This window comes from Brevibacillus sp. DP1.3A (genome assembly GCF_013284245.2).
Lineage (GTDB): Bacteria > Bacillota > Bacilli > Brevibacillales > Brevibacillaceae > Brevibacillus.
The window spans coordinates 2,351,454-2,370,955 of sequence record NZ_CP085876.1 but is presented as its reverse complement, the minus strand read 5'-3'; the positions used below and the strand labels follow the sequence as shown (position 1 = coordinate 2,370,955).

The 19,502-nt window shown below is 47.5% G+C and carries 1 protein-coding gene (only partly in view); it reads right to left on the bottom strand.

What is annotated here, in order from left to right:
- Positions 1 to 19,502, bottom strand: partial view of a non-ribosomal peptide synthetase gene (locus HP399_RS10925; protein ID WP_173617110.1) — the 3' portion only. Its footprint extends 1,957 nt past the window's final position; 19,502 of the gene's 21,459 nt are visible here — the last part of the coding sequence; the start codon falls outside the window, past its right edge; its stop codon occupies positions 1 to 3.

Here is a 19,502-nt window from a genome sequence, read left to right as displayed (position 1 = left end):
TTATCCCTCCACTATTTGTCGCTTCCAAATACTGGTCGTATGGTTGGGCTTCTGGCTCAGATATGTCCGTGTTTTTGTTGAACGACCTGCCTCTTCACGGTAGACGTCAAATCGGTTTAACGTCGGAGGTGCAATCGAATGTCGTTTGTTCGGACGTGAGACTGCCTCCTCCCAGGATTGTAAAACGACGTTGGCATTGGTTCCCCCATCTGCAAAACAATTAATCGCTGCTATTCTGGGCGAATCGTTCCATTCAGAAAGCTGTCGTTGAAAATAAAAAGGCGTTGACTCCATATGGAAATGGGTCATCGGCTCTTGCCCTGACAGGAACGGAACCAATTGTTGGTTTTTGAGCATCAGCACGACTTTTATCAAACTAGCAATCCCTTCTGCACATAATGGATGACCGATGTTTGGCTTGATCGATCCTAATCCGCAAGCGGCCGTATGAGATGAGCGATAGACAGACTGAATGGCTTTGAGCTCAAGTAAATCTGTAACCTCTGAACCCGAGCCATTCGCTTCTATATAGCTGATTTGTTCCGGCTTCATGCCAGCTTTAGCCAGTGCCGAGTGCATAACCTCTTTTTGGGCTTGCAAATTCGGGGTGGCAGGACCTGCCGTTCGTCCATCATTGTTGACCGCTACTCCCTTGATGACGGCATGTATTTCATCACCATCAGCCAGTGCTTGCTCCACGGTCTTCAATAAAACCATTCCTACGCCTTCTCCCAATACGAGTCCGTCCGCACGCCTGTCAAAAATATGGAAGGCTGGCTCTTCGCTTAAAATTCCTCTTTGGTGGAACATCCGATGCGCTTCATCACCACTTAACACGTTAACCCCGCCGATGATAGCAGCCTCAATCTCTCCAATACGAAGAGAATGAATCGCCATATTCATCCCGACCAGCGCCGAAGAGCATGCGGTATCGATGACCATGCTGGGACCTCTAAGATCGAAGTACTGGGAAATATTTGTAGCCAAATAGTTTTGTCCCACGGTCATAATTGGGTTTTGTGTTTGATGCAGACGATCTTCACTTGGGCGATGATTACTTCTTGCCCCGATGTAGACGCCTACCGATGTTCCCTTGATGTCCTTCGGTGTGTATCCAGCCTGATGCCATAGATGAAGACTTTCCTCCAATACCAATAAGGCTTGCGGGTCCATGGCCTTCGCATCTTCTTTTGCTATCAGGAAGTATGAAGGATCAAAAGCAGTAATGTTGTCCAGAAGTCCTGCATGATAGGAATTTTCATACCCCCAGCGTTCCTTGGGTACAGCACCAATGGCTGAACGGCCCTCCGCTAACAACTCCCAATATTCTTCCACGTTACGAGCACCCGGAAAACGGCAAGAGAGCCCCACTACCGCAATGTCAGATGGATTTGCCTCCCTATATGGGGTAGCCTGATTACTCACCATCTGGCTTTTCACAGTCTCACTACGTATGGGCTGACTCTTCGGATCGTCGTTCATTTCAGGAGAAGTCTGCGTCAGATCGTCAGCGATGGAATCCCCGTGATTGCTGGTCAGCCATTCTGCAAGTGTTTCTATGGTGGGATATTCATATAAAATCGTCGGGTCCAAGTCCTTGCCCAACCATTTACTGATCTCATTCATGACTTGAGCCAGTAACACCGAATCGATCCCATAGTCAGGAAACTCTTTGTCTATCTCCAATCTGGCAGGATCTATTTTCAACTCCTTCGCAAACAGCTCAATTAGTTTTGTTTGTGCTGTCTTCACAAGATCCACTAAGCTTTGCGTCCGCTTGCCTGCTGTTAGACGATGAGACGACAGGTTCGCAGCATAAGCTTCTTGCTTTTTGTGTCGCATCAATTGCTGGGGTTCCCACAGCTCTTGGTTGATTGCTGCCGGGAAAACAACGGGACCCATCTTTTTCAAAAGAATATGATCCAGTAATCGCAGTCCTTGCTCGTCAGTGATGTGTACCAGTCCTGATTGTTGATAGGCTTTGGTCGTGACTGCACCGATTCCTGTTTCCTTCCAACTCGGCCACTGAATGCTCAAGATCGGGCAAGAATCAGCATGTGCGGAAGCAAAATAATCCATATAGGCATTGGCTAACGCATAATCACTCTGGCCCGAAGCCAAGGACGGAATGATTGCCGAAACAGATGAAAAGAGAACGAAGAACTGTAAAGGCTCGTCCTTGCAGCTTTTGTATAGCGTATTAAGCCCAGCCACTTTCGGTTGTAATACCTGCTGAATTCTATCCGTCGATTTCCGAATAAACGCAGGATTTTGATCATCGCTAAAACCAGCACAATGAATCACCCCGCCAATCGGACCCATCGTCTGTTTCAACTCGTACAAATGCTGTTGCAAAGCCTCTTCATCGGTTAAGGATACAGATAAGACTTGAACCTGTACGCCTTGCTCTTCCAAAGCTTGTACCGCCCGAATTTTCTTTGCTACGGAAGTGCTTTGCTGCTGATAAGCTCCCCATTGCTCGCGCGGCGGCAGACTTTCTCGCCCTGTGAGCACCAGTTTTTTGACACCATAACGCTCTACAAAATGCTTGGCGCATAAATAACCAAGCCCCCGTGTACCGCCTGTTATCAATAGAACATGGTTCTCAGGGAAAACAAGCGCTGGCTCCTGACCGTCCGCTACCATCTCTTCCTGAAGATAAGCGCTATAACGCTCACCCAATCGATAGCAAACCTCTGTTTCCTGATCCTCAATGAGGAACTCTGCTGCAATCTGTTGCGCAAGTTCTTCTCCATCAGCTAATGGATCTAGATCCACATGGCGTGATTGCAGATGCTTATATTCACTTTGCAGCATCCGGTACAAACCAACACGTGAGGCACCCGACAGATTGACAGAGTCATTCTGGTAAGACTCCAAGCCTTTTGTCACACCCAATAGCTTCAAGCCTTCCTTATGACCATTCTCAATGAGTTGTTGCAGCCATGGAATCCAAATCAGCGAATCGGTCTGCTGATGTCCACAACCGACCAAATCTACGATGCCATCATAGTTTTTCCACGCCATCTCATCCTGATGGAATCGTGATTCGAGCTCGTTCAGCTCTAGGATTTCACTCTTAGCGAAATGGTTGGACAGTTGAATCGCCAAATGCTTCGTTTCATCCGTTGTGAAAATACCAATCGTTCGATGAGCTTCCTTGGTTGGCATCGCTGGGCAAGCCTTCCATTGCTTTTTCACAAAACGCATGTCTGGCTGAACGGGATGTTGCTCATATGTGGCTCGGGATGCTGCACCTGTAAATGACGTATATCCACCAGGCACCCAATAAGCTTCTCTGCTAAATGGATAGGTTGGAAGACTAATCCGGCGAGGCTTTCTCTCCTCATACAAGCTGCTCCAGTCCATGTTCAGCCCTTTGACCCAAACGTCCAGTAATTTTCCGTATTTGCCTTTGTTCATCCAGGAATCAATCATTTGCGGCATATCATCATCTGCTGCAAAGATTGCCAAGGTCTCTTTATGACGTTTTACCTGTCCGTGGTACAGGTCTTCAATCTCCTTCTGTCTTCCTATGAATTGCTTCAATTTCTCTTCAAGCTCAGTCATCGAGCCTGCGATCACAGCCAAACGTTCTTCCATCGCTTCTCGTCCCACTTGAAGGGTATACGCCATTTCTGCTAAATCCGCATCGGACAATCCCTGTTCCGCAATGGCTCCGAGCAGTCGTTGTACCCGTTGATGTAGCTGTTCTTCATTCTTGGCTGATAAGAGTATCAAAGCAGGATTTTGCGGTCTTGCTATTTCTGTAGGCTGTTCTTGCATTTTTGAAATATATTCTTCAATCACCACATGAGCATTCGATCCGCCCGCACCAAAACTGCTCACACCGGCACGCCGTGGAGCTTCCCGTCCGTCAATGACAGGGCGCTTCCACTCCGCCAGCTCTTGCTGAACCACAAACGGCGTCATACTGAAATCAATATTCGGATTGAGCACTTCAGCATGCAGGGATGGTGCTAATTGTCCATGCTTGAGCTGCAATAAGACCTTCGTCACCCCAGCGATTCCGGCTGCACTCTCACAATGCCCAATGTTGGACTTCGCCGATCCAATGGCACAAAACTGTTTGTCATTTGTATACGCTTGGAAAGCCTTCGTTAAGCCCGTCATTTCAATCGGATCACCTAAAGAGGTCCCCGTACCGTGTGCTTCCAGATAGCTGATCGTCCGCGGATCGATTCCGGCTTTTTCGAAAGCACGTCCAATAACCCGAGCTTGGGCATTCGGGCTAGGTACATTGTATCCATTCGTTTTTCCGCCATGGTTAACCGCTGTTCCTTTTATCACACCATAAATTTGATCTCCATCGGCAATCGCTTTCGCCAGAGGCTTGAGCAGGACTGCTCCCACTCCCTCGCCAGGTACATACCCGTCACCGCCGATACCAAAGCTTTCGCATCGTCCCTTGCTGGATGCAAATTTGCCTTGTCCAAGCATCAGGTATTTATTAGGGTGAATCGATACATTGACCCCACCTGCAATAGCAGCCTCACATTCCCCTTGCTGGAGACTTTGGCAAGCCAAATGAATAGTTGTCAGAGAAGAGGAACACATCGTATCGACCGCCATGCTAGGCCCATGGAAGTTGCAGAAATAAGAAACCCGATTCGCAATGGAGGCTGGACTTCCTGCCAGCGCCATCGGTCTGCCGAGCATTGTTTCTTGGGCTCCATAGAGCTGGTATTCTTCGTACATGACTCCGACATAAACCCCGACATTACCGCCTAGACCCATGCCAGGTGTTGAGCCGAGCGTTTCACGAGTATACCCGGCATCTTCTAACGTTTCATAGACGCATTCCAAGAACAAGCGCTCCTGCGGGTCCATAATTTCAGCCTCTCTTGGTGTGATATTAAAAAATAACGGGTCAAATTGATCTACACCGTCCAGGAAGCCTCCCCACTTGCTGTAGGTTTTTCCTTGCTTTTTCTTATCTGCATCAAAAAACAGGCTGTGATCCCAACGCTCTTCAGGAATTTCTGTGACACAATCCTTGCCATCACGCAGGTTACGCCAGAACTCATTCATGTTTCTCGCTTTCGGATAACGACCGGAGACCCCAATGATTGCAATATCGAAGGCGTCGTTTGCTGGTTGGGTTTCTCTCCTCGTTTCCTTCAACGCGTTGCCTTTGCTCCTGCGGTTGTTGATGATCGGTGCAACGCTCGACTTTTTAACAGGGGATGCCGTTGGTGCTTCTTTCTCATCCATACCAAGGATACTCATCATTTGCTCTCGGTGCGATGCCAGGAAGTATTTCGCAATTTCTTCGATAGTCTGATATTCGAAAAATAATGTTTTCGACAACGAACCAAACGTTTTTTCTAATTCATTTGTTAATTGCATGACCATAATCGAGTCAATTCCGTACTTTTCCAACAAGGCATCTGCTTCGATGCGGTCTATTGGCAGCTTGATCACGGAAGAGACCAGCTTTTTGAAATAATAGATCGCTTTTTCCTTTGGCAAATGATGACTTGATGGTTGTATGACGGGAGAAGCTTTGACTTCTTGTTCTGTTGTCTTCGGTCTTCCCACCACTGCTGCGTGGAGGCGTTGTAGATCTCCTTCCATTACCATCACCTGATCTTTTCGAGAAGCTACGGCTTCATAAAAAGCACGAATACCCGTCGCGGTCTGCAAAGCGATCATTCCAATCCTTTGTTTCACCATCTCCTCAACCGCTTCATCTACTTGCATTCCGCCCTCTTTCCAGAGCGGCCAGTTGATGGAGACTGTTTGACCTTGACGTTGCTTTGCCTGCACCCGTTCATTTCGATATTTCGCATAGCCATCCATAAAGGCATTCGCGCAAGCATAGTCTGCCTGACCACTATTTCCTATACTTCCTGCTATCGAAGAAAAGAGGACGAAGAAATCGAGAGGCTGATCTTTACTTGCCTCATCCAAATTCGTAAGGCCGGTAACTTTTGGCGCTACCACTTGGTTCCATTCTTCAGTCGTTTTCTTGAGGATGAAGTTATCTCGAACGACACCAGCGCTATGGATGATGCCGTGAAGACCTCCGAATTCCTGTTGAATACTTTGGATGAGCTGGACTACTTCCTCCTTGTCCGTCACATCAACTTGACGGTAGACTACGCTTGCCCCTGACCTTTGCAAATCATGAAGCATCGCTTGTTTATCTTCACGAAGAGGAGAACGTCCTGTGAGAATTAAGGTTGCCTGTTTCGCTTGGCTCGCGATTTCCCTTGCGAAAATCAACCCTAAGCCGCCTGCTCCACCCGTAATCAGATAGGTTCCTTGATCTTTCCACGGAATGGCGACCTCATCATGCAATGGCTTGGTTTCACACCAGCCCATTACATAACGTTTACCCGCTTGATAGCGAATTCGGTCGTCCATAGGATGGCAGGCATTCTCATGCAGCTTGTTTATGATTTCTGCCGCATGTTCACCTTGGTTTATTTCAATGAATTGGCCGATTACATTTGGATTCTCCTGCTGAGCTGTTTTCAGCAAGCCAGAAAGTCCGCTTACGTACGAATGCTCCGCTTTGTCGGGAACAACGACCTGCAATAACACCTTGCCAAGTATCTTTTGTTGAAAGATGCTTTGGATTTCCAAAAATACTTGGGAAGCATAGGCCTCGAACCTGTCCGCAATACCATCCTGTTGGGATTGTAAAGGAATCAAGTGCACTTCATTCATCTGTGCTGATAGACTTGCAAGCGACGATTCAAAACCTTCGGCAATCATCACGATATGCTGTGCATAGGTAGGAGGCTCCGTTTTCTGAGCACCTACTTGTTCCTGCCAGCAAGGATGAACCATCAGCATCTCTTGTGCCCTTGTAGCTTCGAAGCCTTCCCCTTTGCCATCCAGCTTACGAGACGAAAATCGTTTCATTCTGATGCAAACATTTCCTTGCTCGTCACATAAGTCAATATCCAGCTTCTGCACATGATCAGAAGCGTTGCTGCCATCACTGTAGCGAATATACGCCCACATTTGCGGCGTGCATGGACTGAAGATTTCCAGCTCATCTAGGGCAAACGGCAAGATTGGCTTGAGCGAATCAAGATGGTCGGCGAGACTCCTGTCATCTGCCCCCATAAATAAACCAATCGCCGCCTGCAAAGCAGAATCCATCATACTTGGATGCAGTACAAACTGCTCTTCTGTCCCCAAAACAGCAGAAGGTAAGGACAGCTTTGCCAACACCTGCTCCGTGCCCTTATGCACTAGCTCAATTCCTTGCAGCGCTGGACCATAATGGATTCCCATTGCTTTATAACTGTCATAGCATTGGCTGCCACTCAAGATACTATGGCTACACGCGGCTTGTAACATAGCGAGATCAAGGGTTGGCGTATCCGCAACCGTATGGAATACGGCACTTCCCTGACTGTGCACGTTCTCTTCTGCTGCATTTCCGGTATGCTGACTGTAAATTCGATAGCCAATCTCTCCACTGTCTTCCAGCTGCAGACCAATGTGAACATCGACAGGCTGATCATCGACAGCAATTGGCTTGGCCCACACAATATTTTTGAGCGTCATGCCATTCTGTTCCGCTTTCAAGGCTCCTGCTGACTGATCGATTGCCTCACGTGCCATTTCGAGATAGGCAACCCCCGGTAAGAGCTGCTGTCCATTAACAACATGATCTGCCAAGAAAAACTCCTGTCCACGGAAGGTGGAACTATACCGCTGTTCCAACAATTCAGACGTGTTTTTCTGGAGCAATGGGTGTAGGAAGAGCGTCCCTTCTGATGCAGCTGCAACTTCTCTCGCAGATTGTGTCTCCATCTGAGGAATCCAATAACGTTCCCTTGCAAACGGATACGTCGGCAAGCTAATGCGACGAGGCTTCTTCTCACCGTAAAGCTTTTGCCAATCAACCACGCCTCCACTTACCCACAGATCAAGCAGCTTGGCGTATTTTCTTTTGCTCATCCAAGCATCGATTGCCTGTTTCAAATCTTCATCCGCTTCAAATACGGTGATCGTCTTTTTATTGCCTTTCACCAGTCCTCGGAATACGTCTGTGACGCCTTCCTGTCCCTCTACAAATTGCATCAGCTTTTCCTGAAGCTCTTGAATGGAACTGGCCATCACAGCCAGGCGCTCTTCCATGGCTTCTCGCCCAATTTGAAGCGTGTAAGCAATAGCTGCTAAGTCCATGTCAGAAATGGACTGATCCTTGATCGCAGCTAACAAACGCTGTGCCTGTTCGTGGAGCTGGCTTTCATTCTTCGCTGACAGGAGAATGATCGCTGGATTCGTGTGACTTACTTGGATAGCTGGACGTTTCTCATCGTCTGGAATGTACTCTTCCAAAACGATATGAGCATTCGAGCCACCCGCACCAAAGCTGCTCACACCGGAGCGTCTTGGAATTTCCTGACCGTCAATGACAGGACGTCTCCACTCCGCCAGCTCTTGCTGTACGACAAACGGAGTCGTGCTGAAATCAATATTCGGGTTTAGCACCTCCGCATGCAAGGATGGTGCTAGTTGTCCATGTTTGAGCTGTAACAGGATTTTCGTTATCCCGGCAATTCCCGCTGCACTCTCACAATGCCCGATATTGGACTTCGCTGATCCGATTGAGCAGAACTGCTTGTCTGTTGTGTACGCTTGGAAGGCTTTTGTCAAACCTGCGATCTCTATGGGATCTCCTAAAGAAGTACCTGTACCGTGAGCTTCCAAATAACTAATCGTCCGTGGATCAATTCCTGCCTCCTTCAAGGCACGGCCAATTACGCTCGCTTGTGCATTCGGGTTAGGAACGGTATAGCCATTTGTTTTGCCACCATGGTTAATGGCGCTTCCTTTAATCACACCGTAAATTTGATCTCCATCGGCGATTGCTTTCGCCAGAGGTTTAAGCAGTACCGCTCCGACACCCTCTCCAGGCACATAGCCGTCACCGCCAAGCCCAAAGCTTTCGCATCGTCCCTTGCTGGAAGCAAATTTTCCCTGTCCAAGCATCAAATATTTATTCGGGTGAATGGACACATTGACACCCCCTGCAATCGCAACCTCGCATTCACCGCGCTGCAAGCTTTGGCAGGCAAAATGGATGCCGGTTAGAGAAGAGGAACACATGGTGTCAACCGCTACGCTAGGACCATGGAAATCAAAGAAATAAGAAACCCGGTTCGCTACAGATGAGAAGCTTCCGCCAAGGGCCATTGGTCTGCCCATCATGGTTTCTTGTGCACCATACAGTTGATACTCTTCATACATAATGCCCACATAAACACCGACATTACCGCCAAGTCCGAAGCCTTGGGACGATCCGAGAGATTCACGGGTATAGCCTGCATCCTCTAAAGTTTCATACACACACTCCAGGAATAAACGTTCCTGCGGGTCCATGATTTCTGCTTCCAGAGGCGAGATGTTGAAGAACAGCGGATCGAATTGATCTACACCGTCTATGAATCCGCCCCATTTGCTGTAGGTTTTCCCCCGTTTGTTCTTATCCTCATCAAAATACAGACTGTGGTTCCAGCGCTCTTTGGGGATCTCCGTTATGCAATCCTTGCCATCGCGCAGATTGTTCCAGAACTCTTGCGTATTCCGTGCTTTCGGATAACGTCCAGAAACCCCAATGATCGCAACATCCAAAGCTCCTTTGGCTGGTTGGGTTTCCTTTTGTGTCGAAACGAACCGCGAGCCTTTGCGACTTCTTCCGTGATGGCTGTTCATTTGCCTTTTCGACGTATTTTCTTCTTTTGTCACGGATGCTGTTTCTTCGATAACAACTGTTTCCTGCCGCTGTGGTTCCTTCAGACCCAAGATTTCAATGAATTTGTCTCGATAGGAGTCCAAGAAATATCCAATCAATTCTTGAATCGTTTGATACTCAAAAAATAACGTTTTCGGTAGTGAGCCAAAGCTTTTCTCTAATTGGTTGGTTAATTTCATGGATAGAATCGAATCAATTCCGTATGTCTCCATCGAAGCATCTTCTTCGATTCGATTTACGGGCAGTTGCAGTACCTCGGCAAATTCCTTTTTCACAAAATGAGTCGCTTTTTCCTGGAGGACATTTTGTTCCACATATGTGGTCGCTTGTTTTTCATTTTGCTCTACTCTGATTGGTGTGATTGATGCCACTGGCTGCATCTGTTTGACCAGCATGTCTTCAAATTCTTCAAGTAAATAGGACGCAAGCTGCTGAAGCGTCGGACACTCCACGAATACAGTCGGAATCAGTCCAATTTGATATTGCTGACTAAGCTTGTTGGTGAATTCAGTCAGGAGAACCTGATTGAATCCGAGTTCAGACAGCTCCACTTTGACATCAATATCTGTGGTAGGAACCTGAAGCAGCTCCGACACGGTTTGCATCAAGGCCAGTTCCACTTTTTGCAACAGACTGCTGGCATCCACCGTTACCGAATGTTTCGATTGAAAACTGTTGACTGGCGTTTGCAAAAACAGTGTTTGCTTGAGCTTAGCCAGATCACCTTCCATCACCATGACCTGAGCTTTTCCGGAGGCTAAGCCTTGGTACATAGCTGCAATCCCCGTCGAAGTCTGCATAGCGACTACACCCATGCTATGCTTCAACATGTCACCAGCCTCTGCATCAGCCTGCATTCCGCCCTCTTCCCACAACGGCCAATTCATGGACAATGTCTGTCCGTGTCGCTGCTTTAATGCAACCAATCCATTGCGATAGTGGGCGAATCTGTCCATAAAGGCGTTGGCGCAAGCATAGTCAGCTTGTCCGATATTTCCCAAGCTGCCTGCCACCGAAGAAAACAGTACCAGGAAATCCAGTTCTACATCTTTACTGGCTTCATCCAGATTGATAAGGCCCGTAACCTTCGGACCCTGAACTGTTTGGACTTCTTCCCTGTTTTTCTTGAGGATATAGCTGTCACGAAGCACGCCAGCACTATGAATAATGCCATGAAGACGTCCATAGTCCTGTTGAATCGTGCGAATCAAATCTGCCATTTCCTGTTTCTGCGTCACATCAACTAGACGGTATTCAACTCTTGCTCCCGATTCTTTCCATTCCCGGAGTTTTCCTTGCTTCTCTTCATCTAATGGGGAACGTCCTGTCAGAATCAAGTTCGCATGTTGAACCTTTTGTACAATTTCGTTGGCAAAAATATAACCCAATCCGCCTGCCCCGCCAGTGATGAGATAAACCCCACCGTCTTTCCACGGAATGCTCGCTTCTTGTGGAGTATCCAGTTCTACCCACTCAGCTACATATCTCTTTCCAGATTGATATCGAATCTGAACATCCAATGGGCAGCGGACATTCTCATTTATTTTTTCAGCAATCTCGAATTCGTCGTTGCTCGCTTCTACCTCTATTACCTGTCCAATTAGGTTGGGATTCTCCAATTTCGCCGTTTTCAGCAATCCAGAGAATGCGGTGAAAAACGGCTGTTCAGCTCGCATGGGAACGACAATCTGAACCAATGCCTTGCCGCGTACTTTTTGCTTGAAAATCTCTTGAATTTCCTCAAATACCTGCGTCGTATAATCAATGAAACGCTCGGAAATGCCTTCTTGTGCGGATTGCAAAGGAATGCAATGGACTCCATTCAAATAGGTTTGGAGATTGTTCCAAGAAACGCGATCCGGTTCAATCATCATCACGACTCGCTGTGTATAGTCAGGGGTTTCGGCGTTGCTCACAACCGCTTGTTCCTTCCACTCAGGATGAACCAGCAGTGTTCCCAGTTTCCCTTTGGAATCCAGCGTCTCTACTTCGCCTTCCAGCACTCGTGCGGAGAAGCCCTGCATACGCACGCAAACCGTTCCTTGGCCGTCACACAAATCAATATCTACTTTCTGTACCTTGTCTCCCATCCTATTGCCGTCAGCCTGTCGAATCCATACCCACATCTGGGAAGAAGTCTGGCTAAAAATGCTCAGCTTCTCCAGTGCAAAAGGCAGGATTGGCTTCAGAATCGCTGTATCGCCTGCGCTAAGCAGTAATCCGATAGAAGATTGTAAGGCCGAATCTAGCATGCTCGGATGCAAGACGAATTCTCCTTGCGTCTCGGCAACCTTGGAAGGCATGGCTAATTTGGCCAATACTTGTCCCACTCCCACGTACACTTGCTCAATTCCTTGATGGGCCGGACCATAGACAAGTCCCATTGTTTGAAAAGCTTCATAGCACTGACTTGCATGAAGCGTGCGATAGCTGCAGTGGGCTTTGATCGCATCGAGATTATGCGTGGGTGCAGCAGTGATCGCTGTTAACACCACATTTCCTTGACTGTGTATCACCGCTTCAGCCTGTTCTGCTTGCGGTTCGCTGTATATTTCATAGTGAAGCTCCCCGTTATCCTCAGGATAAATGCCAATGTGGACTTGAACAGGCTTGTCTTCCACTACAATCGGTTGCGCCCAACCTACATTTTTAAGCTCTATCGCGTATTGCTCGTCTTCCAACGCTCCCACTGCTAAATCCGCAGCAGCTCGAGCCATCTCAAGATAAGCAACCCCTGGCAGGATTCTCTTTCCTTTTACAACATGATCCGATAAAAAGAATTCCTGACCATCAAAAGTAGAGCTGAATCTTTGCTCACGGAGATCCGAAGTATTTTGATGCAGCAAAGGATGAAGGGACGCAGTCAGACCAAGCGTACCTTGTGTGTTAGTTGACGGCTGTGTCTTCGGTTTTGGCAGCCAGTAATGCTCTCTAGCAAAAGGATACGCAGGCAAGCTGATCCGACGAGGCTTGTTTTCGTCATAAAGCTTATTCCAGTCAACATTCAAGCCCTTTACCCAGAAATCGAGAAGCTTAGAGAATTTTTTACGCTGTATCCATTTTTCAATCGCTTCTTGCAATTCCTCATCGCCTGCGAAGATGTCTGTTGTTTCTCTGCCGCGCTTTACCTGACCTTGATAGAGGTCGGCAATGTTGTCATCACCTGCAAGAAAGCTACGCAACTTCTCCACAAGTTCTGAAAGCGAGCTCGTCAGCAGGGCCAGGCGTTCTTCCATTGCCTCGCGTCCCACTTGAAGCGTATACGCAATATCTGCCAGATCCACATCTGTAAATGATTGCTCCTCAATCGACGCTAACAGTCTTTGCACTTGTTCGATGAGACGCTCCTTATTTTTTGCCGACAGGACGATGATCGACGGATTTTGCGGACTGACCGTGATCGACGGGCGTTCCTTGACCTCTGGAATGTATTCCTCAATCACGACGTGTGCATTGGCCCCTCCTGCACCAAAAGAAGAAATCCCGGCAATTCTCGGAAATTCTCTCCTTTCTCCATTCACTTCCATTAACGGTCGCTTCCATTCAGCCAAATCCTGCTGAACGACAAAAGGCGTTTTCGAGAAAGGAATATTCGGATTCAACTCTTGCGCATGCAGACTTGGGACCAGCTGTTGATGCTTCATTTGCAGCAAAATTTTTGCCACTCCTGCTATTCCAGCCGCCGCTTCCAAGTGACCAATATTGGATTTAACGGAACCAATCGCACAATATCCCGTATCCTGCGTATCCTTGCGGAAGGCTTGAATGAGACCTGTAATTTCAATCGGATCGCCAAGCTCCGTGCCTGTTCCGTGCGCTTCTATATAGCTTACGGTTTTGGCATGAACGCCTGCCTTATCCAGTGCCTGGCGAATCAGCTCTCCTTGAGCAGTTGGATTCGGTACGGTATAACCATTGGTTTTTCCGCCGTGATTCACGCTGGTTCCACGAATCAACCCATAGATATGGTCGCCATCCGCAATGGCTCTCGACAGTGGTTTGAGCAGCACTGTACCTACGCCTTCCCCCGGTACAAAACCGTTTCCTCCTTGCCCAAAGCTTTTGCATTGTCCATCTACGGAAAGCATATGCAGTGCTGACAAAAAGACATAGCTGGAAGGATGCAGATACAGGTTGACTCCGCCGGCAATCGCCAGTTCACAATCCCCGTTATACAGATGCTCGCATGCCTCATGAATCGCTGTGAGCGAAGCGGAGCACATCGTATCAATCGGCATACTCGGACCTTGGAGATTGAGGAAATAGGAAACACGATTCGTCAGTGAGCTAAACGATGTGTGCGGGTAAATCAATTCACCCTGCTTCCATAAATCAGGTCCATACAAGCTGAAACCGGTCTTTGTGATCCCTCCAAAAACCCCGACTCGTCGATTGTACTTTTCTGCAAGCTGTTGTCTCGTATAACCTGCGTCCTCCAACACTTCCCAGCAAGACTCCATAAACAACCGTTCCTGTGGATCAAAATGCATCGCTTCCCAGGGTGACATATTGAAAAAGAGGGGATCAAAGTCAGCGAATCCCTCTACAAAGCCGCCCCATTTGCCATAGCTTTTTCCTTCTGCCACAGCTTTGTCTGGATCAGGTTCGAAAAAGCCATCCAGTGACCAGCGTCCTTCCGGAATTTCTGTAATGCAATCCTTTCCAGACTTCAGATTCTCCCAATACTCATTCAACGATCGCGCTTTTGGATAGCGTCCGCTCATGCCGATAATGGCAATCGGCTCCCGCGCTATCTGATTTCCTGATTGCACGGCTACACTGCGAGTCGGTTCATGGCTGGCTGTATCACGTACGTTACCCGTCAATGGTATTGATGTTCCGCGATTGACTGCACCCTGACGATCAAGCCCCGTCCACTTCATGCATTCCTGTAGATGATCAGCGACGAGATAATATGCAAGGGTGTTAAGAGTCTGGTATTCATACAGGATGGTCTTGGACAATTCGCTAAAGACATCACCTAGCTTTTTATTCAGCTGGATCACCATAATCGAATCGATTCCGTATGTTTCGAACGGTTCATCGACAGCGATTTTACCTGCTCCAAGTCTCGTCTCTTGACCGAACATCACTTTTAGCTGATAGAGCGTTTTCTCTTTTAACACGCCTGCATCGACCGATAGCTTCGCATCCTGCATCGGTGTAGAATCGAGCTGCGACACGGCGGGAGTACCTAGCAATTGTTCCATGAGTGCTGGCAGATTGCCTTCGATTACCAGCATCTGCCCAGAGCCGGAAGCCACCCCTTGATACAGCGCCTGTATGCCACTTGCAGTCGGCATCGCGATCATGCCTCTGGTCTCCATAATCTTCTCTGTCGCTGCATCAACACGCATACCGCCATCTTTCCACAGCGGCCAATTGATAGAGAGTGTTTGGCCTTGTCGTTCGCCTGCTTTCAACAAACCCCGGCGATACTTGGCGTATTGATCCATAAAGGCATTGGCTGCAGCATAATCAGCTTGCCCTGCATTCCCGAAGCATCCTACGCCAGAAGAGAAGAGAATAAAGAAATCAAGTGCTATATCCTTGCTTGCCTCATCGAGATGAACCAGTCCAGAAACTTTCGGCGCCAGCACTTGTTCCAGTTCATCCGCTGTTTTTCTAATGATAAAACTGTCACGGATGACACCCGCACCATGAATGATGCCTGTGAGGCTACCAAACTCTTGCTTGATGGCTTGGAATAAGTCTTCTACCGCCTGCTTTTGTGTGATATCAGCTTGACGATATTGAATATTGGCTCCTAGTGCTTGCAATTCGCTGCATTTGGCTGTCTTTTCTTTATCCAAGGAAGAACGACCCGTGATAATCACTGTCGCTCCCTTCGTTCTCTGAGCGATTTCCTTGGCAAAAATCAAGCCTAATCCGCCAGCACCGCCCGTAATCAGATAAACCCCATCATCTTTCCATACATGCTTCGCTTGCCCAGAAGATTTCAGTTCTGTCCAACCGCTCACCCATCGTTTGCCATCCTGATAACGAATGTGCTTACTTTTCTCATCGTTGCTGTTTTGTTGCAGCTTATGAACCAATTCCTCTGGATTGTCCTCTGCATGTACTTCAATAAGCTGTCCAATCAGCTTGGGATTCTCCAATTGCGCCGTTTTCAGTAAACCTGAGAGGGCCGAGAAGCATTGCTGTTCCTCTTTGTCAGGGACAACAAGCTGAAGCAGAACTTTTCCCTTTGGTTTATTGACAAGGATTCGCTGGATTTCCGTGAATACCAAGACGGTGTAGGCTTGGAACCGTTCTACGATACTTTCCTGCTGTGATTGTGGCTGTAAAACCAGGCAGCGCACTCCGTTCATTTCGGATTCGATACGCTCTTGGAATTCCTCTGTCCATTCACAAAGGATCACGAGATGCTGTGCAAAAGCAGGTGAAGCAGCTTTTTGACTGATCTCCTGTTCGTTCCAGCACGGTTGGAGAAGAAGCGTTTCTGTCCTTGGAGTTGCTGTAGAGATTGGCGAAATCTGTACAGAAGCCGCTACCAACTCCTTGTACGCATTCTCAGGAACCCCATAGGACTCCTCAGCAAAAGGATAGGTAGGCATGCTGATGCGCCGAGGTCTTGCGTCGTTGTACAGGACTTCCCACTCGATATCTAGACCCTTGCTCCACAACTCGACTGCTTTTTCTCCATTGCCTTCTGCAAACAGCTTGGTAATCAGTTCACGATTCGTCTCATTCTTTTTCAATAGGGATACTTCGTGGTTTGCTTGTTTTACATTTCCTCTAAAGCTACCCGCTGTTTGTTCGACACCACTCAATAAGTCATCCAGCTTTTGAATGAGTTCCCCTGTACCTTTGACAATAAAAATAGCCCTGCTCTCCATTGCTTCTCTTCCTACTTGGAGAGTATAGGCCAAATCTGCTATATGGACTCGTTCCTGATTATCTCTAAGGAAATCAACGAGTTGCTGGGCATACGCTAGAACACGATCATCGTTTTTGGCTGATAACGGCACGAAATAAACGCGATGGTTGCTATCATCACTCACGTTGTCACGCCTAGCTTCGGCCCCGATCTTCCATTGTTCAAAAATCGCATGAGCATTCGTCCCGCCAAGACCAAATGAACTTAACGCCGCTCTGTGGGGAACAGGCGCATCCTCCCATTTTTGGAGCGTATCAACCACATAAAACGGTGATTGATCCAAATTGATATTCGGATTCGGCTTTTCATAGTTTAGCGATGGAGGAATTTCATTATGGTATAAGCTTAGTGCTACTTTGATGCAACCGGCTAACCCTGCGGCTGTATCGAGATGTCCAATATTGGTTTTCACCGATCCAAGACCGCAGTACTGTTTATTGGTTGTGTATGTTGTATATACTTCATTGAGCGCCGCAAATTCTATCGGATCGCCTAAATAAGTACCAGTTCCATGCGCTTCGATATAGCTAATCGTTTCAGGATGAACCTTGGTGTCATCTAATACTTGCTGAATCACCTCAGCCTGACCTTTTATACTTGGCGCATAAAATCCGACTTTATCTGCCCCGTCATTATTGATGCGAATTCCTCTCATGAGGACATAAATATGATCGCCGTCCTTGATCGCATCGGAAGCTTTTTTGAGGACAACCACGCCGACTCCTTCTCCACCGATCATGCCGTCTGCTGACGCGTCGAACGTTTTGCAGTGACCATCACTGGAAAAGTTCAATCCAGCTTGATAGACATACCCTGTATAAGTCGTAGGGAAAATAGTTGCGCCCCCTACTAAAGCCACCTTCGATTCTCCCGCTTGCAGGCTGCGATAAGCCAGATGCAATCCAACCAGCGAGGAAGAGCAATTGGAATGGACGGCAAAGCTCGGCCCCTTCAGCCCCATTTTATGAGAAATCATCGTTGGAATGGTTCCACCTTGTGCTAAAACCCACGAGACATATTCATTGGGGTCTTTCATGACATTCGGTGATTCCTTGGTGAAATGCGGCAAGAGTGCTTGATAGTAACTATTGCTCGCCGACATAAATACACCCGTCTGCGGAACCTGTTTCGGCGTATACCCTGCATCCTCCAATGCTTTCCATGAATGGGTCAATAACAGTCGAAACTGCGGGTCCATAAATTCTGCGTCTCTTGCTGAAAGGTGAAAGAATCCTGGATCGAAATGATCTTTCCCTTCAATAGTGGATTGTACCGGAATAAAGTTCGGATTCTGTAAGTATTCATCTGGCAGGTGTAATTGATCGATTTCCTCATCAGAGAAGAAACGTACACTTTCTACGCCGTTTCGTAAATTCTCCCAGAACTCTCTATGATTTTTCGCTCCTGGAAAGTGGCAGGACATTCCAATAATCGCGATGCTATCCTCATAGTATTCAGGATATGACTCCTCCACTTGTCCTTCACTATACTCCGTTGCCTGGTTCGGATTGACAAAATCCGCTTGCTCATCCGATTCATTCTCTTTCCTTGTTGCGATATATTCGCTAATCTCTCGAATATTGACGTACTTAAACAGAGTGGTCACATTTAGATCGCACTGAAACTCTTCCGTCATTTTGGCTACAACCATGGTAGCGAGAATCGAGTCTCCACCCACATCGAAAAAACCATCTTCTGTACTGATCCCGTCTACATTCAGGACATCCTGCCAAATTTTCAAAGTCCTTTGCTCAATATCAGAGTGCGGCAGACTCTGCTTCTTCGCCTGTGTTACCACAAGCTTTTGATTCAGCAGCTCTGCGCGATCCACTTTTCCATTAGCGGTTAACGGGATTTTATCCATGGAAACAAAAAATGCCGGGAGCATATACTCTGGCAAATTCCTTCTCAAATAATCCCGTAAATTTGACGGCTCAAGCCGTTCATGGTTCGCACCTGCTTTTGGAACATAATAAGCAACCAACCGCTTATGATCTCCCTCTTCTTTCACCAACACGACAACACTTTGGATCTGTGGATGAGCCATTAGTTGGCTCTCGATCTCACCCAATTCAATTCGAAAGCCTCGAATTTTTACTTGATGATCGATTCGGCCTAAATACTCAATCGTTCCATCAGGGAGCCAACGTGTTAAATCACCTGTTTTGTACAACTTAGTTCCCAGTGTAAACGGGTTATCTACAAACTTCTCTGCGGTAAGCTCTGGGCGATTCAAATACCCACGAGCCAAGCCTTTTCCTGCAATACAAAGCTCTCCTGGAACACCAACTGGCACGGGATTCATATGGCGATCAACGATGTAGAGTTGCGTATTTGCGACAGGTCTACCAATCGGTGTATTGCTGCTGACCAGTTCATTTTCAGAGCAGGAGAACCATGCTGCATAAATGGAGGCTTCTGTTGGTCCGTAAATATTTTCGATCTTCGCCTTTTGAAAAGTGGCAACCGTCTTTTTCACCAACTCTTTTGGAAAGGCTTCGCCCGCAACCATCACATATTTTAGAGGACAATGCTGTAGGAATGGCTGATTCGCTACAACGCCGTTTACGAAGACATTCAGCATCGCTGGAACAAAATTGACATGTGTCACGCGATGCTTCACGATAGATTCCGCTATCATTTCTGGAGATTTCTCCCCATGTGGCGGAAGAATGACCAGACGTCCTTTACCAATGAACCAACCAAACAGCTCGGACAGCGAAACATCAAACACATAGTTGGTTTTCAACAGATAGACATCGTTCTCCATAACCGGATAACGAGATTCAAGGAAAAAGAGGGTGTTGATGATACTTTCATGACTCACCATGACCCCTTTTGGTTTCCCTGTGCTTC